Origin of the sequence: Metallococcus carri (assembly GCF_011440275.1) — a bacterium.
Classification (GTDB): domain Bacteria; phylum Actinomycetota; class Actinomycetes; order Actinomycetales; family Dermatophilaceae; genus Metallococcus; species Metallococcus carri.
The window spans coordinates 192515-212282 of record NZ_JAAOIV010000001.1; the positions used below are offsets into that span (position 1 = coordinate 192515).

The 19768-nt window shown below is 68.1% G+C and carries 19 protein-coding genes; 17 read left to right on the top strand and 2 right to left on the bottom strand.

What is annotated here, in order from left to right; genetic code table 11:
- Window positions 1-21: 21 nt before the first annotated feature.
- The 3 genes from G9U51_RS00920 (at window position 22) to G9U51_RS00930 (ending at window position 3279) form a co-directional block, all read left to right on the top strand.
- Entirely contained in the window at window positions 22-1581 is a 1560-nt protein-coding gene (locus G9U51_RS00920; RefSeq protein WP_166191851.1) for a serine/threonine-protein kinase, read from the top strand.
- Between the two features lie 104 nt (window positions 1582-1685).
- Window positions 1686-1793 carry a MerR family DNA-binding transcriptional regulator gene (locus G9U51_RS17955; RefSeq protein ID WP_166191854.1) on the top strand — a complete coding sequence of 36 codons (108 nt, stop codon included), beginning with the start codon at window positions 1686-1688 and terminating at the stop codon, window positions 1791-1793.
- 181 nt (window positions 1794-1974) lie between these two features.
- Entirely contained in the window at window positions 1975-3279 is a 1305-nt protein-coding gene (locus G9U51_RS00930; RefSeq protein WP_166191857.1) for a hypothetical protein, read from the top strand.
- Window positions 3280-3376: 97 nt separating this feature from the next.
- On the opposite strand, the gene G9U51_RS17710 is transcribed toward G9U51_RS00930, so the two are convergent.
- On the bottom strand, window positions 3377-3601 hold the full coding sequence (locus tag G9U51_RS17710) for a phosphatase domain-containing protein (RefSeq protein WP_328823239.1): 225 nt from the start codon (window positions 3599-3601) through the stop codon (window positions 3377-3379).
- Between the two features lie 591 nt (window positions 3602-4192).
- On the bottom strand, window positions 4193-4567 hold the full coding sequence (locus G9U51_RS00935; RefSeq protein WP_166191860.1) for an ArsR/SmtB family transcription factor: 375 nt from the start codon (window positions 4565-4567) through the stop codon (window positions 4193-4195).
- Window positions 4568-4668: 101 nt separating this feature from the next.
- Between G9U51_RS00935 and G9U51_RS00940 the strand changes: the two genes are divergently transcribed.
- From G9U51_RS00940 to G9U51_RS01005, 14 genes are all read left to right on the top strand, one after another.
- The gene (locus G9U51_RS00940) at window positions 4669-4914 is read left to right on the top strand and encodes a hypothetical protein (protein WP_166191863.1); all 246 of its coding nucleotides are present in this window, start codon (window positions 4669-4671) and stop codon (window positions 4912-4914) included.
- Between the two features lie 116 nt (window positions 4915-5030).
- Window positions 5031-7016, top strand: coding sequence for a heavy metal translocating P-type ATPase (locus tag G9U51_RS00945; RefSeq protein ID WP_166191866.1), 1986 nt, complete (start codon window positions 5031-5033; stop codon window positions 7014-7016).
- 533 nt (window positions 7017-7549) lie between these two features.
- On the top strand, window positions 7550-8434 hold the full coding sequence (locus tag G9U51_RS00950; protein ID WP_328823266.1) for a helix-turn-helix transcriptional regulator: 885 nt from the start codon (window positions 7550-7552) through the stop codon (window positions 8432-8434).
- Window positions 8435-8660: 226 nt separating this feature from the next.
- On the top strand, window positions 8661-9782 hold the full coding sequence (locus tag G9U51_RS00955) for an ImmA/IrrE family metallo-endopeptidase (protein ID WP_166191872.1): 1122 nt from the start codon (window positions 8661-8663) through the stop codon (window positions 9780-9782).
- Complete coding sequence (locus G9U51_RS00960; RefSeq protein WP_166191875.1) at window positions 9779-10723, top strand: bifunctional DNA primase/polymerase; 945 nt, start codon at window positions 9779-9781, stop codon at window positions 10721-10723. Before G9U51_RS00955 ends, G9U51_RS00960 begins: the two co-directional genes overlap by 4 nt.
- A 56-nt stretch (window positions 10724-10779) precedes the next feature.
- On the top strand, window positions 10780-11559 hold the full coding sequence (locus G9U51_RS00965; RefSeq protein ID WP_166191878.1) for a DUF2637 domain-containing protein: 780 nt from the start codon (window positions 10780-10782) through the stop codon (window positions 11557-11559).
- The gene (locus tag G9U51_RS00970; protein WP_166191881.1) at window positions 11556-12002 is read left to right on the top strand and encodes a hypothetical protein; all 447 of its coding nucleotides are present in this window, start codon (window positions 11556-11558) and stop codon (window positions 12000-12002) included. The genes G9U51_RS00965 and G9U51_RS00970 overlap by 4 nt, the downstream gene beginning before the upstream one ends.
- Before the next feature lie 100 nt (window positions 12003-12102).
- Window positions 12103-12996, top strand: a complete 894-nt coding sequence (locus tag G9U51_RS00975; protein WP_166192603.1) for a hypothetical protein — start codon at window positions 12103-12105, stop codon at window positions 12994-12996.
- Complete coding sequence (locus tag G9U51_RS00980; protein WP_166191884.1) at window positions 12993-14006, top strand: ParB/RepB/Spo0J family partition protein; 1014 nt, start codon at window positions 12993-12995, stop codon at window positions 14004-14006. The genes G9U51_RS00975 and G9U51_RS00980 overlap by 4 nt, the downstream gene beginning before the upstream one ends.
- Before the next feature lie 42 nt (window positions 14007-14048).
- A complete protein-coding gene (locus G9U51_RS00985) occupies window positions 14049-14747 on the top strand; it encodes a hypothetical protein (protein ID WP_166191887.1) in 699 nt (232 codons plus the stop codon).
- Between the two features lie 15 nt (window positions 14748-14762).
- Complete coding sequence (locus G9U51_RS00990; RefSeq protein ID WP_166191890.1) at window positions 14763-16418, top strand: M23 family metallopeptidase; 1656 nt, start codon at window positions 14763-14765, stop codon at window positions 16416-16418.
- Between the two features lie 135 nt (window positions 16419-16553).
- Window positions 16554-17711, top strand: coding sequence for a tyrosine-type recombinase/integrase (locus G9U51_RS00995; RefSeq protein ID WP_207947903.1), 1158 nt, complete (start codon window positions 16554-16556; stop codon window positions 17709-17711).
- Between the two features lie 5 nt (window positions 17712-17716).
- Window positions 17717-18058 carry a helix-turn-helix domain-containing protein gene (locus tag G9U51_RS01000; RefSeq protein ID WP_028707572.1) on the top strand — a complete coding sequence of 114 codons (342 nt, stop codon included), beginning with the start codon at window positions 17717-17719 and terminating at the stop codon, window positions 18056-18058.
- Window positions 18059-18066: 8 nt separating this feature from the next.
- The gene (locus tag G9U51_RS01005) at window positions 18067-19734 is read left to right on the top strand and encodes a hypothetical protein (protein WP_166191893.1); all 1668 of its coding nucleotides are present in this window, start codon (window positions 18067-18069) and stop codon (window positions 19732-19734) included.
- Window positions 19735-19768 lie beyond the last annotated feature (34 nt).

Sequence of the window (19768 nt, forward strand, 5' to 3'; positions counted from 1 at the left end):
GCGACTATTCTAGGAGGGATCATGCGGCTGGGCGGTTCGAGTGAGGTAGCAAAGGAGCTGGGTGTCTCACTCTCGCGGGTGACGGCGCTGCGGCAGCGTCCCGACTTCCCCGACGCCATCGGCGAGATCGCCCAAGGGCCAATATGGGACCTTGACGTCGTGCGCCAATGGAACCAGTCCGGGCTGCGCCGCTCAACCGCAGGCCGGCCCTCCGCCGATGAAGCCAAACGTACCTTGGGCGGTCGCTTCGTGCGTGAGGACGAGACGATCGGGCACGGCGGCTTCGCGGACGTCTACCGCGCCATCGACAAGAAGACCGGCGCGACCGTGGCAATCAAGGTCCTCCGCAACGTCGAGGGCATTGAAGAGGAAGCAATCAAGCGATTCCAGCGCGAACTGCGGATCATGGAGAGGCTCTCGCATCCCAATGTGGTGCAGGTGCTCGCACAAGGCGAGACCACGGAAGGCAAGGTTTGGTACGCCATGCCGCTCGCCCAGGGAAGTCTGTCGGACCACCTACCGCTCCTAAAGGACAACCCGCCCCTGATTGTCGACGTCATGCGGCAGGTCTGCGCGGGATTGACCTACATCCACGCCGAGGGCATCTTCCACCGCGACCTGAAGCCGGGGAACGTTCTCCGACTGGGAACGGAGGACGGAGACGCAGACACCTGGGCTGTATCCGACTTCGGACTCGCGGTCATGGCCGAGCGTGACACCGATCCGCTCACATCGACCTACCGACAGGGCCTCGGATCATGGGTCTACACCGCGCCGGAGCAATGGCAGAACGCGCGCCAAGCAAACCGCCTGTCGGACATATACAGCCTGGGCAAAATGCTCCAGGAACTAGTCACCGGCGAGTGGCCGGTCAACGTCGAGATTCCTCCAGGCGTCTTCCGACCCGTGATAGAGAAGGCAATCGCCAACTCACCTTCGGCGCGGTACCAGTCAGTTGCTGATTTCCGTGAGGCGGTCGAGCGGACGATCGACGCCGAACAGGACCACCAGTTGTGGGAAACCAGAGAAGAACAAGCCGAGCGACTCCGCGACCGCGTTCTCGGAATGCCGACCACCGAGGATCTCGTCGAGGTCCTCGACTGGGCCCAGTCGCTCGATGAGTACGACCGTGATGACATGTCTGCGCTCGTCCGAGTCTTGCCCTGGATGAGCGCTTCCTCGATCGGCTCCCTCTGGGAGCGCGACGCGCCAGCGTTCATGCGTGTCATGGAGCGCTTCTGCTCGTACGTGGCAACGGGCAGTTTCTCCTTCGAGTACTGCGATACGCTCGCGAACTTCATGCGACGCGTCGCCAATACTACGCGCAGTGCACCAATGCACGGGAAGATCGTCGCAGCCCTGGCACGCCTCGGCGCCCACCACAACCGGTGGCACGTCAGAGACGTTCTCGTCAAGATCCTGCAAAGCGAGACCACGCTCGACGGTGCAGCGGAGATAGTCGAGGCACTACGGTCAATACCAATCGACGAAGCGCGATGGTCGGTCACCGACTTCACATTGAGGACGCTGCCCCGCCCCGTCCGTGCCGGGCTCACTCCGTTGCTTACAGTGACGAGCTGAGCCTCCGATCACAACGGCGCCTCACTCGTGGTCCGGTCATTGAGACAGCCCGAACTGCCGAGCAATGTGACGTCTGAGCCGGAAAGCGCACGCAGGGTGTCGCCGTGAGCGGTGACCACTCGATCGGAGAGGCCGCCGGACGCCTCGGGTTGACCGCGAACGCCCTCAGGTACTACGAACGCACCGGCGTCGTCCCGCCCGCGCACACATAGCGATCTGGACGCCTGATCCGATGGCCGACACCTTCCCGTGGCGGTGACCTGTCGACGTTCGGTGGCGCCAGTCCAAAGACCCAGCGGGACACGTCAGCGGGCGTGGACGTGGCGTCACGGACTTAGCTGATGGCACCGCTACCGTTGATGGAAAGAACTGGCGGGCGTTGGAGGTGACGGTATGGATGCCGACATAATCCCGCTTGGCGAGCGCGCCCTCAGCAGCATTCTGGACCATGTGCTCGCGGTCGGAGACGAAGCCGAGACGAGCTACCTGGAGATCAAGAGAAGTCTCGACCTGACCAGCACGGAAGGTGTGGCGAAGGTCGCGAAGTTCCTTCTCGGAGCAGCCAATCGACGCCCGCAGGACGCCGCGCGATACTTCAAAGGCTACGCAGTACTGGTCATTGGCGCGCAGAAGGATCGTGCGCAAGGGGTTCCTCGTGGTGTTGAGGCCCACGAGCTAGAAGACCGGCTTCGGCCTTACCTAGGAGCACAGTTTCCAGCGTTCGAGTTCGGACGAATCGGTGTCGACGAGGGCCGCGAGGTGCTGTTCCTTATCGCACAGCCCCCGCAGGACGGACAGCCGATCTTCCCGTGCCACAAGAGCTTCCAGGGAGCGAAACGTCAGGACAACGTTGATGACGGGGCGATCTACGTGCGGGGGGCCAGCAACACCCGCCGTGCCCGAGCAGAGGAAGTGCTGGCTCTCGTCCAGCGGGCCCGGGGCGGCGGCAAGTCGCCGATCGATCTCGACGTCGAGATCCTCGGAACCATCAGCCGGGTCGAACGGGTCAACGAAGTGCTGGAGCGTCTGTATGAGTTCGAGGAAGAAGAGTTCAGCAAGCCGCGGGAGCCAGCAGAAGACATTTCGCCGTCAGCCCTTCTTGTACCGACCGTCTTCGGCAGGACGCAGCCACCATCGCCCGAGGAACGAGCGAGACGACTGGAAGCGTGGCGAGGCGAAAAGCCCGCCCATATCGAGCAGGGCCGAGAACACTTCCTGGGTGTCGCTCTTCCTGGCGTAGGAATCCGGGTCGTCAGCCGCGACCGGTTCGTCGCCAAGCCCCACCTCATCGTGACCTTCCACGACTGCGAATCGTTCGACTACCGCCTGGCAGACGACGCCGACTACAGCAAGGTGGTCGAACCCATCGTGCGGCGGCAGGACCCATACGGAATCGGATTCGACCCCTCCGACCTCCAGATCGCGACGCGCGGGTACCCGGTGGGCTGGAGCAATCACGGCAACAATGTCGAAGTCACCCTCACGCCTGAGTCGTTTCGCCCCAACGCGCCGTGGACGAGCGACCAGGACGATTACGTGCTCCTCGCGCGCGATCCACAAGCGGACGTTGTATCCGTGACGTGGGTCCTGACTGAGGACGGCAACGACGCCGTGACCAGGGGCGAACTAAAGGTTTCGACAGGAGACCTCACCGACGCTGCCGACTTGCTCAAAACGGCATTCTTCAAAGACGTGTGATTCTGCCACGGCGGGCACCACGGGCTCGATTGCAGGGGTTGCGTCCCGGTGTCACGTTCCGGGATTGCGCAACCCCGGCGCTCACCCGCGCAGGCGCTCAGCAGTTATCCTTACCCACTGCCGCTGCCATCGCGTCTTTACTGCCGGTGGGTAGTAGTTCGGGCGCACCCAGGCGACGGCGTGGTCGGGCTCGACTCTGCTGATGCACCAGGAGCGACATCGCGGCGCCGGTGCGACCTTTCCCACCACCGCAGGCGATCGCAACCCGTTCGCGCTTCGACCGAGTATGAGCTTCGCCGAGCGCGCTGATCGCGGCCTCCATGGAGTCCGGCAGGGAGAAGCCGGGCCACTTAACCCACCTGTACGGCCAACCATCGATGCCGCAGTCTCTGCCGAGTAAGTAGAGAGCGAAGTCCGGAACCGGGACGTCGCCGTGAGGGCGCCGGACTCACGTACCTCTGATGGAACGTCCGTCCGGGAACTCCACGAGGCCGCTAACCGCTTCCCGAGTACTCACACAACCACGGCAGTTCCCAGCGTCCGGTTCGCATCGCGGCAGCCGGCAGTTTGTCCTCGATCTGCAAGAGGTGTGACGGCACCGAGGAGTGCGAGAAGCTCCGTCTGAGCGTGGGCGACCCAAAGGGGGCTCAGCCGCTCGTCGACGGCAGCAAGTCGCGAGGAGACAGCCGGAAGGCGCACTGAGAATGCCAGCTCGATGAGGTGCGGCCGCATTCTACTAGGCAGTTCTGGGGAAGGGGCAGTCCGTGCTTTATGACCTTCGAATGCGAGCATTCGTGTGGCAAGGACACCGTCCTCCCACCAGAGGCGGCGCATGCGCCGCCGAGATGTGCTCGCATCCCAGAAGATAACTCAAGTTCGCAGCCGTACCGAGAATACAGGACAAGCGTTTCGGTCACGCCAACTGAGGAGCAGCGAGGTCGCCGCTGAATAGGGTGCGCAGGGCGTCCATCGCCTCCGTGCGGGCCTTGTAGTAGACCCACACGCCGCGCTTGTCGCGGTCGACCAAGCCGGCGTCGTGCAGAACCTTCAGGTGGTGGCTGAGGGTCGACTGCGACAGGTCGAAGCCCTCTGTCAGGTCACACATGGCGCACGCCTCGGCGCCCTCGTGGGACAGGATCATCGACATCAATCGCAGCCGCACCGGATCGGCCAGAGCCTTAAGCATGCGGGAGACACCTTCGGCCTGCGCCGGGGTGATCGGCTCGCGGGCGAGGGGCGTGCAGTATCCCAACGCGGCGTCACGGGCGGACGGACCAGACATCGACATGGGTACATATTGACATGCATCGAACCCTACGGCAAACTCGGAAACGTAGACTTTGACGTCCATCGAAATCCGATGTTCCACGAGCTAGAAGGAGATCAACCGTGACTGCCCCTATCCAGTTCCTCCGCTCCAAGTACCGCGCCATCGAAGGCGGCTGCGTGACCTGCGCGGGTGACCTCGCCGTCGTGGAGTCCCTGCCCGGGGTCAAGGAGGTCGACGCGCTTGCTTCCGGCCTGGTGCTGGTCACTCACGACGGCACCGTGAGCGATGACGCCGTCGTCGCCGCCGCGAAGAAGTCCGGGCTGCCCCTTGTCGCCGCCGGCCCGGCGCGCCCGGTCCGGGCATGAAGTCACCGGTGGAGGAAGGAAAATAGTCGATGAGTGCTAATGCGAGCACGTCACCACACGTCACGTCCGCTGTCGCGGTTCGGCCTCGCGCCCGCCGCTGGTGGCAGAAGCCCGAGATGGTCACGCTGGCCGTCGCCGCGGTGCTGCTGGTGGCCGGGCTGGTGGTGGAGTGGACCATCCACTCCGAGCCGGTGGCCCTGGCCCTGTTCTGCGGCGCGATCCTCATCGGCGGCGTCTACCCGTTGCGCAGCGCGATCCGGGCGGTGCGCCACAAACGGCTGACCATCACCGTGCTGCTGGTCGTGGCCGCCATCGGAGCCATCGCGCTTGGGGTGATCGAGGAGGCGGCGATGCTGGTTGTCATCTTCAGTCTCGGTGAGGCGATGGAGGCCTACGCCACCGACAAGGCCCGCGGGTCTATTAGCGCCCTGATGGAGATCGCACCCCCCACCGCCAACCGACTCAACGATGACGGGGCGACCGAGACCGTGGCGGTGGAGGAACTCCACCCCGGTGACGTCGTCCTGGTGCGTCCCGGTGAGCGCCTACCCACCGACGGCGCTGTGATCCATGGCGCCTCGTGGGTGGACGCCAGCCCGGTGACCGGGGAGTCGGTGCCGGTCGAGGTCACGGCGGGCACCGAGGTCTTCGGCGGCAGCCTCAACGGCAATGGCGTGCTGCGGATTAGGGTCACCAAGGAGTACTACGACACGGTCCTGGCCCGGGTGATCGAGCAGGTCGAGGAGGCACAGGCCAACCGCAGCGGTGCCGAGCGGTTCGCGGACAAGTTCGGTGCTGTCTACACCCCGGCGATGTTCGCCCTTGCCGTAGCCGTGGCACTAGTGCTGCCGCTGCTCGGCTTCGAGTGGCGCGAGGCGATCTACCGGGCCCTCGTGGTCCTGGTTGTCTCCTGCTCCTGCGCCCTGATCATCTCGGTGCCTGTCAGCGTGGTCACCGCAATCGCCCGGGGCGCCCGCGACGGCATCCTAATCAAGGGCGGCATCTACCTTGAGCGCCTGGCCGACATCAAGGCCGTCGCCTTCGACAAGACCGGCACCCTCACCCGCGGCCGGCCCGATCTCGCTCAAGTAACGCCCCTCGACGGGATCAGCGAGGACGAGGCTCTGACCCTTGCGGCGGCGGTCGAGTCCGAGAGCGAGCACCCCATCGCGACCGCGATCGTGGCCGGTGCCCGTGACCGCGCGTTGACCATCCCGGCCGTCCAGGATGCACGCGCCCTGCCAGGAGCCGGCATGGAAGCCACCCTCGACGGTCGCACCCTGCACATCGGCCGACCCACCGACGAGGACCGGACCGACGGCACCGCAGGCCCGGCGCTGGCGCACGCCGAGGCGGAAGGATGCACGGCCGTGGTTCTTCGCGACGACACCCGACCCTTGGCCGTCGTGGCGGTGGCCGACCAGCTGCGCCCCGATGCCGAAAGCACCCTCGCCGAGCTGCGCGACCTCGGAGTCGAGCGGGTCCTGATGCTCACCGGCGACAACGCCACCGTCGCCAGGTCCACCGCGCAGGCCCTGGGGCTAGACGACTACCGCGCCGAGCTGCTCCCCGAGGACAAATCCGCCGCAATCCGTGAGCTGCGCGAGAAACACGGCGTGATCGCGATGGTCGGCGACGGCGTCAACGACGCCCCTGCCATGGCCAACGCCGACCTCGCCATCGCCATGGGAGCCGCCAGCACCGACGTCGCCCTAGAGACCGCCGACGTCGCCCTCCTGGCCGACGAGCTCGACCGGCTCCCGGCCGCCATCCGACTCTCGCGCCGCGCTCGGAAAAACATCAAGATCAACATCGCCCTGAGCCTGACCGTCGTCGCCATCCTGATCGTCGCAGCCCTCGCCGGTTGGATGTCCCTGACCACCGGCCTGCTCCTCAACGAGGGCAGCGCGGCGCTGATCATCCTCAACGGCCTGCGCATGCTCCGCCCGGGCCGTGGCGAAACTAGGCGCGCCCAGGTCGATTTCGGTACCCGCCAAGGTTCTGACCTGAACTCCGGGCGACCGTGCGCTCCGGGCTCGACGACCGGTGGACACTCGGTAGCCGCGGGAAGCTCGTACGACCAGCGTGAGCACGGCAGATGACTTTCCGCGCCTGTCGACGTCTGCATGGCGCCGACAGGCGCGTTGCAGACCAAGGCCGCACCGTTCCGCGATGGCGAACTCATGAGGACTGGCGGGTGACGCTTGAGCGATGCCCACTTCCCCGCGAGGGCCACGGTTTCCATAGTGACTGGCCTGACCGATCTCGATGAGTGCGGTAAATGAAGGCGCCGGAACCACGCGCCGACTGCATGAGGGCTTCGCCTGGGTTGGCGAGGAACGCAGTAGATCACATCGTCTCCCGCCCACGCAGCGCTCCTTCAGGGCGGAAACGATCGCCAGTTTTGCGGCATCCCGACAGCCCGACTGATGCACTGCCTAGTAGCCGGTTGGGTATCAGGAGCCTGTGGCGTCATGTCGGATGCGCGGTCCCTCAGCGAATCTCAGGCACATACTGCGGCGGTCCGATCCGGTGATACCCGGGCTAAGCACTCTGTGGCAGGCGCCCCGGCAGCGGGCTCCTAGTGGGATACGACAGTGGATCAAGCTGGGTGTCCGAACACGGCTTCTCTCCCGTGGTGGCGCGAACGGAGAGTGTCCACCGGCGGCGTGATCCCATCGCGTATGACTGCGTGAAGCTGATCTTCGTGCGAGCCGGGTCGGCGTGGTTGTTCAGCGAGTTCGGAGAGCGACCGGTCAGGGTTGGGGACGTGGTGCTGCTTGCGGCGAACACCCTGTGCGGGGCCGAACCGGAGCAGCGGGTCACGGTCACGACGCTGTTTCTGCATCGAGACTATGTGGTCGATCAGGTGTTCTGGCAGCACGCCGCGGTGTTGGCCGACCGGCTGGAGGCCAAGGATTTCATCGCGGCCCGCTATGCGGAGGCCGCCCAGGTGCTGCGGCTGGGCGAGGACCGAGCCGCGTGTGTGATGCCGTGGTTGGATGAACTCGGTCGGCTCAGCCTCAATGGGCCTGCACCGGAGCAGTTCTATCGGATGCAGTCCTTGCTGTTCGCCGTCTTGGATGTGGTGTCGCCGTTCGTGAAGACGACCGCGGTGCGCCGGTCCGCGACCCAGCACAAGGCCACCTACCTCGGCGCACCTGCCCTCCGGCGTTTGGCACCGTTGCGGGCCGAGGCCCGTGCCGCAGCCGACCGGCTGCGGGACCAGCCAGCACGACGGTGGACGCTAGCGGAGTTGGCCGAGTCGGTGCACCTGTCGCCGTCCCAGCTCGGCCGGGTCTTCGTCGACGCCTATGGGAAAACGCCGATGACATACCTGGCGACGCTGCGTGCCGAGCACCTGGCGCGGTTGCTGCGTGAGACCGATCTGCCGATCGAGGTGGCGATGCGTGAGGTCGGCTGGCACAGCCGGGGTCACGCCGCGCGGCTGTTCCGCCGGTGTGTCGGAGCGAGCCCGACGCGATACCGCCAGGTCGTCCGGCAGAAGGCACGGACCTGACGGTTCGATACGGATATTCGCTTTTGCGATACGCGTATCCGCATCATCGCCCGATCCTGCGCCCTCGTCACCTGACGGGCTGGTAGTCCGGTAGGTCTCGGCGGGTTCACTGCCGCGCCTGACCGGTCGCATCCTCGCCTGTCTTCGTGTTGGTGTTCCCGGCGTACCTGATGGTCACCGAGCCCGACCGGCCCGGTGCTCAGGGTATCGGGAGGAGACAGCGACGATGGCCACGACACGAGAGGAAGCTCAGGCCGCGCGGGAGGCGAAGCTCGATGAGTTGCACGAGCGGCTGACCGGTGCGGTCGAACAGCTCGTCTCCGGCGACGACTGGGGTCGCGCGCTCGCGTTCGCGGCGCGGTTCAGGGCGAGATCGTTCTCCAACACCTTGTTGATCTGGGCACAGCATGCCGCGGCTTACGAGGCGGGTCGGGTGCCGGAGCCGTTGCCGTCGTATGTGGCCGGGTATCGCCAGTGGCAGACCCTGGACCGGCAGGTGCAGAAGGGTCAGTCGGGGTACATGATCCTCGCCCCGGTCACCGGCCGATTCGCCACCGCCACACCGTCCGACCCAGAGTCGTGGCGGCGACTCGGCAAGGGCGAGAAACCCCGCCCCGGTGAAGTCGTGCGCTCGAAAATGATCACCGCCAAGCCCGCCTACGTGTGGGACGCCTCGCAGACTGCCGGCGACCCGATCCCAGAACCACCCGCACCGAAGCTGCTGGAAGGCGAAGCACCAGTCGGGTTGTGGAATGGTCTGGCCAAGCTGGTTGAGGAGCGCGGGTTCACCGTGCTGCGGGTGCCGCACGAGGGCATGATCCACGGCGCCAACGGCGTGACGGACTACACCGCGAAGACGGTCGCGGTCCGGGAGAACATGGACCCCGCCGCTCAGGTCAAGACGCTTGCCCACGAACTCGGGCACGTCCTGATGCACGGCCCCGACCAGGAGGACGCCCGCCAGCATCGCGGCATCGGGGAGGTGGAGGCCGAATCAGTGGCGCTGATGATCGGCGCCGCCCATCACATGGACACGACCGGGTACACGATCCCCTACGTGTCGACCTGGGCCGCAAGGGTGGACGGCAAGGAACCGGTCGAGATCGTCAAGGCCACCGGCGAGCGGGTCCGCAAGACCGCCCTGACGATCCTCGATCAGCTCGACACCGCCCAAGTCGGTGACGGCACTCCACCGGGTCTCGACCGTGAGACGCCGCAGCGCAACCAGCCATCCCACGAGCGTTCAGCACCCGAACGCGCAGCGTCGGGCAGGCAGGCCGAGCCCGTGCCCGAAACGGGCACCCGCCCAGCGGCCAGCGCGACCGTGATGCAGGGACGGGATCTGTGATGGCCGCTACGGACGCGCTCGCGGGCGTATTGTCGCAGATGACCGGGCCATGGCCGATCTCCGCCGCAGCACGAGAACTCGCCGCCGCAGGCGTGCCGGTGTTCCCGTGCGTGCCGGGCGAGAAGCGTCCGCTCACCGAGCACGGCTTCCACGACGCCACCACCGATCCAGGCCAGGTGGAGGCCTGGTGGCGGACGCACCCGGATGCGAACCTCGCTGTCCCCACCGGTGCCGCCTCCGGGGTGGTGGTGGATGTCGATGTCCACGGCACCGTCGACGGATTCGCCTCCTTCGAGCGTGCCCACCGTGCCGACCTCGTGTCGGGGTGGGCGTTCCTGGTGTCCACGCCGTCGGGCGGGATGCACGCCTACTACCCGGCGACACCGGAGCGGGCGCAGCGGTCCTGGCAGGCCGCGCGCGCCGGTGTGGACTTCCGTGGCGACGGCGGCTACATCCTCGTCCCACCCTCGAAGGTGTCCACCAACGGGGCAGCTGTCGGCTACCGGGTGCGGCAGATCAACACCGGCCCCTCGGCGACGCTGGATGCGGACCGGTTGCGGGACTTCCTCGACCCGCGCCCAATGCCCCCGCCCAGGACGGGCGACGATGTGCAGCGGTCGGTGGATGTGTCGCGGCTGGCGGCGTGGGTCGCTGCCCGCGGCGAAGGGGAACGGAACCGGGGCCTGTTCTGGGCCGCCTGCCGACTGGCCGAGAACGGTGTCCCGGCCCCCGATGCACTCGATGTGCTCGCGGCCGCGGCCTCGGAATCGGGGTTGGGCGAGCGGGAGATCACCGCGACCGTCCGCTCGGCCTACCGCACCGCCCAACCCCAAGCCCGCCCTTCGCCGCCGGTGGCCCGCGGCGCGCCGCGGGCCGCGGACGGGTGGTTTGCTCGCGATGCGACCGTGCGAACGTCCGCTCCGATGCGGGGGCTGTCATGACGGTCCCGACCAGCCCGTCGAGCCGCCGTTCCAGCCTAGCGAGTCGACGGTGGGCGGTGATCACGGCGGTGGCCGGGACGGTGTTCATCGCCGGCGGCGCGTTCTGGCTGTCGTTCACGGCGCTGGCGGACCTGGCCGTCCGCTCCGGGGTCGGCGGCTCGCAGGCGTGGGCGTGGCCGCTGATCGTCGACGGCATCATCGTCGTGGCCACCGTCGCCGTCGTCGCCCTGGCCGGCCAGCGGTCGGCGTGGTACCCGTGGGCGCTGCTGATCGGCGGCGCTCTGGTGTCGGTGACCGCCAACGCGATCCACGCCGTGGTGGCTGCCGATGCGGACGTGCCCGGGGTGCTGGCGGCTGCGGTGGCGGCGGTGCCGCCAGTGGTGCTGCTGGCGATCACCCACCTGACCGTCATCCTCACCCGACCGCAACTCGCCGCCGAGGTGCCTGCATCCACCGACGAGTCCGCGATCGAGGTCGCAGCGATCGAGGAGTCCGGTTCGAACGCAGCGTGGGAGCCGGTATCGGCGGTGACACCCGCGGATCTCGGGGAAGCCACCGCACTGTCGGCGCCGACCCCGCAGGAGAACGACCCCGTCGCAGCTCCCGGCACGAGGCAGGCATCAGCGGACGGGCGCGCTGACCCGCAGGTCGATGCCGCGGCGGAGTCGCCCGACCGGCGGGCGCGGGCGGCGGCGCTGCGCGGGCAGGGCTGGTCGAACAAGAAGATCGCCCGGGAACTGGGCGTGCACCCGTCCACGGTGGGCCGGTGGTTCACCAGCGCGCACCTTCCCGATACCACCGAACACGTCGATGCCGAGGAGGCGAGGGACGCATGAATCCCGATCGCGACCACCAGCAGCAGGAACGTCGCCGGCGACCGCGACCGCCGATGCCGGAGACCGACCACCCGCCGTCGACGCCAGCCGAGCAGGTCGAGACACCGCCGGCCGAGAAGACCGAGACACCAGAGGCAGTGCGAGCGGCGAGGATCGCCGGCCTCAGGGGCAACAGCCGTGAGCGGCTCGCCCACGATGCGGGCCTGCGTGCGCGGGGGGTGGAGTGGGTGCGGCCTACCGACCTGCTTGCCCGCCAGGGTGCGGCGCTGGCGGGGCGGGGCATCGACTTCGAGGTCGAGTTGGCTCGCCGCACCCGCACCCGCACCGCCACGAACACCGGTGTGCGGGGGTTCGGGGATCGGGCGCGCCGATTGCCGCCGCTGTCGGCCTTCGGCCGCAGCAGGACAACTCAGTCCGTTCCGTCGCGGTCGCCGGTCGGATGAGCTGAGCAGGTGAGAGGTCATGAGCACCACCCGGGCAGGCAGCATGGACGTCGTCGTTGGGGACGGCGTGCGCACCTGCCTGTCAGGAGGTGCCCCCACCATGACCGAGAACACCCATACCACCCATCGCCAGAGAACCGAGAGCGGCGAGGATTTCACGAGCAGCGAAGGTCTACGCACGCTACTGACTCGCCTCCACGATGCCGGGCCGGGTGCGTGGGAGCACGACCGGACCGCCGCGGCACTAATGGCCTACGCGGCGGAGAAGTACGCGCCCCTGGCGCATAAGCACGGCCTGGACCCCTGGGAGGCCGCCACCGCGGCGTTCGACGTGATGCGCACCCAAGCTGTCCGCACGGCGAATGATCCGTGGGCGGTGGTCACCCACGCGGTGCGGATCACCTGCATCTTCGAAGAACGCGCCCAAGGACTCCTGTGCTCGGTCCACCAGGCACGCCGCCCGCATATCTCAGCCTTCCACGACCCCGAACGCTTCTCCGACCGGGAGAACCCGCTGGCCGACTACCACCCCGCATTCCAGAGCACCGATGACACCCCGGCCACAGATGAGGAGAACGACGGCACGCCAGCGTCGTCGCGGGCGCGCACGTCGGCGGGCTCCACGGTTGAGGACGCGATCACGCTGTTCACGCTGCTGGACTGGCCGCCAGCCACGGCGCGCGCCGGGATCGAGCACGTGTGCGGGGTGCTGACCAAGACCGGCACCCGCCAGGCCACCTACGAGGCGCTGCGCCGCGACAAGCACGCCCGCGCCCTGCTCGACATCCCCGGCCACTCATGGACTTCGCTGTTGAAGGCGCTGCTCGGTAACCCCCACCCCGCCTACGCCGCCACGACCGCGGGGCGGGGCGTGCTGCTGCGGCTGCTGATCGGCGAAAGCCTGCCGGTGCTGCTGCGCGACGACGACCTCGTGCTCACCATCTCCCTCGCCTCCCCCGGTAGCCGGAATCCCCGTGGGGGCGGGTCGCGATGAGCGCGCCGGCGGGGTTCATCGAGCTGGAACGCACCGTCGCCTCTATCCAGGTCGGGCGCCGACACCGCACCGAGCTGGGCGACATCGACGACCTGGCGGCCTCCATCGACCGCGACGGCCTCCTCCAACCCATCACCATCACCCCCGACGGCGTGCTCGTGTGCGGGGCCAGGAGGCTGACCGCGATCAAACAGCTCGGCTGGAAGACCGTCAACGTGTGGGTCCGCTCCGGCATCTCCGACCGGCTCGGGCACCTGCTGGCCGAGCAGGGCGACAACGTCCTGCACAAACCCCTGACCCAGACCGAGGCCGCCGCCCTCTACCGGGAGCTGAAGGCGCTGATGGCCGAGGACGCCGCCCGCCGGCAGGCCGCGGCCCGGTTCAGTGCGGCGAAACAGCCGGGAGGTGACGGTGGTGCAAATTGTGCACCACCGTCAACTGGCGCCTCCGGGAAGACCCGGGAGCAGGCGGCGGCGATGGTCCCGGGCGGTGCGTCCCACACCACGCTGGACAAGATCAGCTACCTCCAGCAGCTTGCTGACGACACCGCCCAACCGGCCGAGCTACGCCAATACGTGGCCAGCGAGCTGGCGCGGATCGACGCCGGTGCCGCCGTCGATCCGCTCTACCGGCACATCCACGATCTCGCCGAGACGGCCAGGAACCAGCGCGAGGCGGACCTGCACCAGCTCGCCGCCGACGCGCTCGCACGCGCGAAGACCGCGACAGCGAAGAAGCGCACCCCCCGGTCCACGGCTCCAGCCGACGACGATGCTGCGCCGGTGCGGTATCCGGTGCGGGCGTTCGTGCTGACCTGGACCGAACTGGCCGACTGGTGGACCCACTACGACGCCGAGCAGCTCGCCGCCGAACTCACCGACGAGCAGATCGAGTCCTTCCTGACCGCCGCCGAGGGCACCAGCAGGTTCGCCGAGGAACTGCGTACCGCCCGTGATCGCCGGGCGGGCCACGAGACCCCGCCCGCACGGGGGCACCTGCGCGCCCTCTGAGCATTCGGGCGACTGCGGGTGCTCGTGGTGCACCTACCGGGCATGAAGACTCCCGACCTGTCTGCCCCGCGTTCGCGTCACCGGCTGATCGCCGCCCTCGCCGCCCTCGTGGCGGTCCTGGTGCTGGCCGGTGTCGGCGTCTACGGCCTCCTCGCCGGACCACCCACCGGCAGCACGGTTGAGACCGAGCCTGGACCAGGTATTACTGCCTCCAGCCATCCGGTGCCCGGTGATCCGGCGCCGACCGCGACCCCGCGTCTGCCGACGGTGCGGGCCTCGGCTGATCCGGCGACCTTCGCCCGCAACGTCGCGACGGCGCTGTTCGCCTGGGACACGGCCAGCGGGTTCATGCCCCTGGACTACACCTCGGTCGTCCTCGCCGTCGGCGACCCCTCGGGTGCGGAGCAGGCCGGCCTTGCCTCCGACATCGCCACCTACCTGCCGAACCGGGACGCCTGGATCGAGCTGCGCCACTACGCCACCGCCCAGCACCTGACCATCGACGACACCTATGTGCCCGATGCCTGGGATGCGGCCCTCGAACAGGCACAACCGGGCCAGCTCGCCGAGGGCACCATCGCCTACACGATCGAGGGCACCCGCCACCGCGAAGGGGTCTGGAACGACGAGACCGTCACCTCCGAGCATCCGGTGGCGTTCACCGTGTTCCTCGTCTGCGCACCGACCTACGACACCTGCCACCTGCTGCGGCTGTCCCAGCTCGACAACCCCCTCCGATAGGCCGGAGGTGCGCTCATGGTGAAGAAGCTCGCTCTGGCCGCTCTCGCGCTGGTGTTCCTGGCGCCGTCGCTGGTGCTGGTCGGGGTCGGGGTGGTGATGAACCCTGCTGCCTCGGCCTCCTGCACCGTGGCTGGCACAAGCGTCAGGGGCGGCGACGTCCCCGACGAGCTGGAGGTCACCACCGCCAACGGTGAGACCTTCACGCTGAACAATCAGCAGCTCACGCATGCGGCGACGATCATCGAGACCGGGTCCGGCATCGACGGCATCACGCATGACGGGCTAGCGATTGCGCTGATGGCGGCGCTGACCGAATCCACCCTGCGGATGCTGTCCAACACGAGCGTCTATCCGGAGTCGGCGGACTATCCCAACGACGGCGACGGTTCCGACCACGACTCCCTGGGGTTGTTTCAGATGCGGCCGCAGTCCGGGTGGGGCACCGTCGCCGAGCTGATGGACCCGACGTATCAGGCGCAGGCGTTCTTCGGCGGACCCACCGGCCCCAACCACCCCTCACCGCGTGGCCTGTTGGACATTCCCGGCTGGGAGCAGATGGACAAAGGCGAAGCCGCCCAAGCCGTCGAGGTGTCCGCCTACCCCGACCGGTACCGCAACCACGAGCCCGTCGCCGAGACCATCCTGACCACCCTCACCGGCACCACCACGACAGCCAGCGCGGGCGCCTCGACCGGCGACGCCACGGTTCCGGCCGTGCAGACTGTTGCTGCGGAGTCCTCGCGGGTGGTGTTCCCGGTGCCCGCGGGCACCTGGGTGCTGACCAGCGAGTACGGGCCGCGGGTCCATCCGATCTCCGGGGAGAGTTCGTTCCACACCGGCACCGACTTCGCAGCCCCGGACGGCACCCCGATCCTCGCGGCCGCCGACGGCACCGTCACCGTCGCCGAGTTCTCCGGCGGCTACGGCGGGCTCATCGTCATCGAACACACCCTCAACGGGCAGACCGTCGCGACCGCGTACGGGCACATGTGGGAGACCGGCATCCACGTCCAACCCGGCGACACCGTCACCGCCGGCCAGCACATCGGCGACATCGGCTCCTCCGGCAACAGCACCGGGCCGCATCTGCATTTCGAGGTCCGGACCGGCGGCACCGACGGCGAGCACACCGACCCCGCCGCCTGGCTCAACGCGCATGACGCCGCCGACCTGCCCGAACCCGAGACCGGCACCCCCGCCGGCTGCGACCCCGCCACCGCGACCCCCGGCGGTGACCCTGCCCCGGTCGACGGTGAGCCGGACCGCCTCGTCGACGACCCCACCTCCGGGGGGCAGATCACCGCTCGGATGCTGCACCTGTACCAGCAGGGCACCGCCGCCTTCTCCGACACCTCCTGGGCCTGCTACTCACCGCGGCGCGGCACCCGCTCCGAACACCCCCTGGGGCGGGCCTGTGACCTGACCTTCGGCAACGCCATCGGCCAGCACCCCACCCCGGCGCAGCTCGAAGCCGGCTGGGAGGTCACCAACTGGATGAAGGACCACGCCGAAACCCTCGGGGTCGAATACCTGATCTGGCAGGGCAAGATCTGGTCCCTGGCCCGCGACGCCGAGGGTTGGCGCGACTACACCGGCGGCGGCATGCATGACCCCGGCGACGTCACCGGCGGCCACTACGACCACCTCCATGTCACCGTTCGGTCCAACTAGCAATTATTACATTAGATGTAATCGACCAGGGCTGGGATCGTGCGGATTCCCTGGTCAGGCAAGGGTATCAGTGGGCGACAGTTGGGCGCTGCGAAGCGGCTCGTGACCGGGGGGACGCGCCACTGCTTACATTAGATGTTCTTTTCTTACATTAGATGTAAGACTATCGGGGTGGACTTCGAGGACGGGAACCGGCCTGGATCGGTGACGGCGCTGCGGCCGGGCAACGTGTCGTTGCTGCGCCCGGTGGAGCAGGTCTTCGATGACATGCTGGCCGGCTGGTCGGCGCAGCAGTCCTCGCGGATGCTGAATGCGAAGACGATCGGGGCGCGACTGGCGCAGGTGCGCCGGTTCGCCGGGTTCTGCGGGAGCCTGCCGTGGGAGTGGACTCCTGCCGACATCGAGGAGTGGACGACCGAGCTGGTCTCCGGCGACAAGCCCTGCTCGCACGGCACGATCCGCTCTTATCAGAACGCGGTCGCGTTGTTCTGCGACTTCCTCACCGACCGTCGTTACGGGTGGGTGGAGCGGTGCGAGGAGCTGTTCGGCACCCACCCGGTGCAGGTCTGCCACGAGTGGAACACCGCGATCCACACGGGCGATCACGAGGCACGCCCGACGGTGCGACCTCTGTCGCGGATCGAGGTGCAAACCTTCTTCGACTACGCCGACGATCGCGTCGACCAGGCCCGCACACGCGGGAAGAAGGGCTGGAAGTCGGTATTCCGCGACGCGACGCTGTTCAAGATGATCTACGCTTTCGGGCTGCGTCGTCGTGAGGTCGGGATGCTGGACCTTCATGACTTCACCCGCAACCCGACCGCGACCGAGTTCGGCCGGTTCGGGGTCTGCAACGTCCGGTGGGGCAAAGCCAGCCGTGGCTCTCAACCCCGGCGTCGCGCGGTGCTGGCGGTGTTCGACTGGACCCGCCCGGTGATTGAGGAATACGTCACCGAGGTGCTGCCCCTGTTCGACACGGCCGGCAGCGGGATGCTCTGGCCGACCGAGCGACAATCCAGGGTCAGCGGGAGCTACATCGGGCTACGGTTCGCCGAGTACCGCGACGAGCTCGGCTTCGACCCCGCCCTGCACCCGCACTGCCTGCGGCACTCCTATGTGACGCATCTGATCGAGGACGGCTTCGACCCGCTGTTCGTGCAGCAGCAGGTCGGGCACCGCTGGGGATCGACCACCGCCCTCTACACCGGCGTCTCCGGCGACTACCGGAACCGCACCCTGCGCCGCGCTCTGGACGCGGCGTTCACTCCACCATCGGCGATCGAGGAAGGCTGACCATCATGACGAAGACCGTGGCCTATCGCTGGCACGTCCGCAAGGTGATGAACGAGCACGGCATGCAGTCCACCACCGACCTGGTGCCGCTGCTGGCCGAACGAGGCGTGGTGATGACCTCCACGCAGGTCTACCGGATCGTGACCGGGCAGCCCGAGCGGTTGAACATGCGGTTCCTGGCCGCGCTCTGCGACATCTTCGATGTCACACCGAACGACCTGATCGAGCCCTACGTCGCGACCAACTCCCGGCGCGGCCGCAAGACCGGCACCACCGGGGCGGCCACGCCGTCGAAGCCGAGCAAGAACCGTCCGACTCGCGCGGTCATCAGACCGGCCGGGGACTGATCGACTGAATGGCGAGCACGATCGTCCGCGGTACCTGTTTCCGCTGCGGACGGGACAAGAACCTGCGCTGGAACCACATCCTGGATCGGGGCGAATGCCGAGCCTGCCGCGCGCAGCGCTCACCCGAGGAGGTCTGCACGGGCTGCGGCAGGACGCGACGGGTCAACGCCCGCACCGACGATGGCGGCACGATCTGCGTGACCTGCTACGCCCGCACCCGCACCGCCGAGGACGCCTGCGACGAATGCGGCACTCTCGGCCCACTGGCTACTCGGGCCGGCGGGAAGCGCGCGGGATCGCGGAACCTCTGCCCGCGTTGCTACCGCAACCCGAAGCGGGTCTGCGGCGTCTGCGGCCGGCTCAAACGGATCGCGTTGAAAGCCACCGCGACGACGCCGGATATCTGCCCGACCTGCTACCAGGCGCCGGTGATCGACTGCTCGATCTGCGGGCGGCAGGCCCTCGGCCGCCGCACCACCAATCATGGCCGTCCCCGCTGCTTCGCCTGCCAAGCCGCCCAGCAGATCGACGCCGCACTCACCGGCCCAGGCGGGACGATCCGCCCCGAGCTCAAAGGCGTCCGCGACGCGCTGACCGAGCTTCGCCAACCCCGGTCGCTGCTAAGCAACTGGCGGGGTCTTGCAAGCCTGCGCCTGCTCACCGACATCGCCGCCGGCCGGCTCGACCTGTCCCACGATGCTCTCGATGCCCAGCCGCAGGTCTTCTCGGTCAACTACCTGCGCGCTATGCTCGTCGCCGCCGAGGCGCTCCCGCCACGCGATGAGAACGCCACCAGGCTGCACCGCTACGTCACCGAAACCGTCGCCGGCATCACCGATCCCGAACTGCGCGGAGTGCTGACACGCTACGCCCGCTGGCACGTCGCCGGCCGCGCCAAGACCAACCGCCACGGTCGCATCAGCGCGCACGTCGCGGCCCGCTGCCGGGGCGACATTCAGACCGCCAAGAGCTTCCTCGACCACCTCACCGCCTACGGCCATGACCTCGACGATTGCCCGCAAGCCTGCATCGATGCCTGGCTCGGCGGCCCCAGTCGGAGCGCCCGTCTGAGCTTCATCCGCTGGCTCAAACGAGGCGGCTACCTACCCCGAGTACGACTGCCCGAGCCCATCGCGCCGAAGGACCCAGGCCACGACGCTGATCCCGACGAACAACTCGCCCTGGCCCGACGGCTCCTGCACGACCCCGACTCCGCCAGCATCGAGGACCGCGCCGCAGCCTGCCTGATCCTGCTCTACGCCCAACCCGCCGCGAAGATCGCCGCCCTAACCACCAGCGACATCAAGGTCAGCGACGGCGACACCTACCTCGCCCTCGGCCCCGAGCCACTGCTGCTCATCCCGCCGCTCGACGCCCTGGTCACCGCGCTGCCGGTCGCCAAGCCCTTCGGCACGGCAAGCACCCTCGCCGATCCCCGCTGGCTGTTCACCGGGAAGAACGCCGGCACCCACCTGCACCCCACGTCGCTCATGGCGCGCATGAACCGGCTCGGGATCATCACCCGCGCCAGCCGCAACACCGCCCTGCTGCACCTAGCATCCACGACCCCGCCCGCCGTGTTCGCCTCCCTCACCGGCATCAGCATCGGCACCGCCACCCGCTGGGCCGAACTCACCGGCTCCGCCTGGAACAACTACGCCGGCGCGCGCCGCTGACGCTGAGCAGCCTGGCGCGCTCGGGGAGGGCCAC

What these genes read in the sequence shown, in the direction of transcription:
- G9U51_RS00985 (WP_166191887.1), top strand. Translation starts at nt 14,049, where the DNA reads ATGAAGACTCCCGACCTGTCTGCCCCGCGTTCGCGTCACCGGCTGATC.
- G9U51_RS00955 (WP_166191872.1), top strand. Translation starts at nt 8,661, where the DNA reads ATGGCCACGACACGAGAGGAAGCTCAGGCCGCGCGGGAGGCGAAGCTC.
- G9U51_RS00920 (WP_166191851.1), top strand. Translation starts at nt 22, where the DNA reads ATGCGGCTGGGCGGTTCGAGTGAGGTAGCAAAGGAGCTGGGTGTCTCA.
- G9U51_RS00990 (WP_166191890.1), top strand. Translation starts at nt 14,763, where the DNA reads ATGGTGAAGAAGCTCGCTCTGGCCGCTCTCGCGCTGGTGTTCCTGGCG.
- G9U51_RS00995 (WP_207947903.1), top strand. Translation starts at nt 16,554, where the DNA reads ATGTTCTTTTCTTACATTAGATGTAAGACTATCGGGGTGGACTTCGAG.
- G9U51_RS17710 (WP_328823239.1), bottom strand. Translation starts at nt 3,601, where the DNA reads ATGGAGGCCGCGATCAGCGCGCTCGGCGAAGCTCATACTCGGTCGAAG.
- G9U51_RS00935 (WP_166191860.1), bottom strand. Translation starts at nt 4,567, where the DNA reads ATGTCGATGTCTGGTCCGTCCGCCCGTGACGCCGCGTTGGGATACTGC.
- G9U51_RS00930 (WP_166191857.1), top strand. Translation starts at nt 1,975, where the DNA reads ATGGATGCCGACATAATCCCGCTTGGCGAGCGCGCCCTCAGCAGCATT.
- G9U51_RS01000 (WP_028707572.1), top strand. Translation starts at nt 17,717, where the DNA reads ATGACGAAGACCGTGGCCTATCGCTGGCACGTCCGCAAGGTGATGAAC.
- G9U51_RS00980 (WP_166191884.1), top strand. Translation starts at nt 12,993, where the DNA reads ATGAGCGCGCCGGCGGGGTTCATCGAGCTGGAACGCACCGTCGCCTCT.
- G9U51_RS00970 (WP_166191881.1), top strand. Translation starts at nt 11,556, where the DNA reads ATGAATCCCGATCGCGACCACCAGCAGCAGGAACGTCGCCGGCGACCG.
- G9U51_RS00975 (WP_166192603.1), top strand. Translation starts at nt 12,103, where the DNA reads ATGACCGAGAACACCCATACCACCCATCGCCAGAGAACCGAGAGCGGC.
- G9U51_RS01005 (WP_166191893.1), top strand. Translation starts at nt 18,067, where the DNA reads ATGGCGAGCACGATCGTCCGCGGTACCTGTTTCCGCTGCGGACGGGAC.
- G9U51_RS00945 (WP_166191866.1), top strand. Translation starts at nt 5,031, where the DNA reads ATGGTCACGCTGGCCGTCGCCGCGGTGCTGCTGGTGGCCGGGCTGGTG.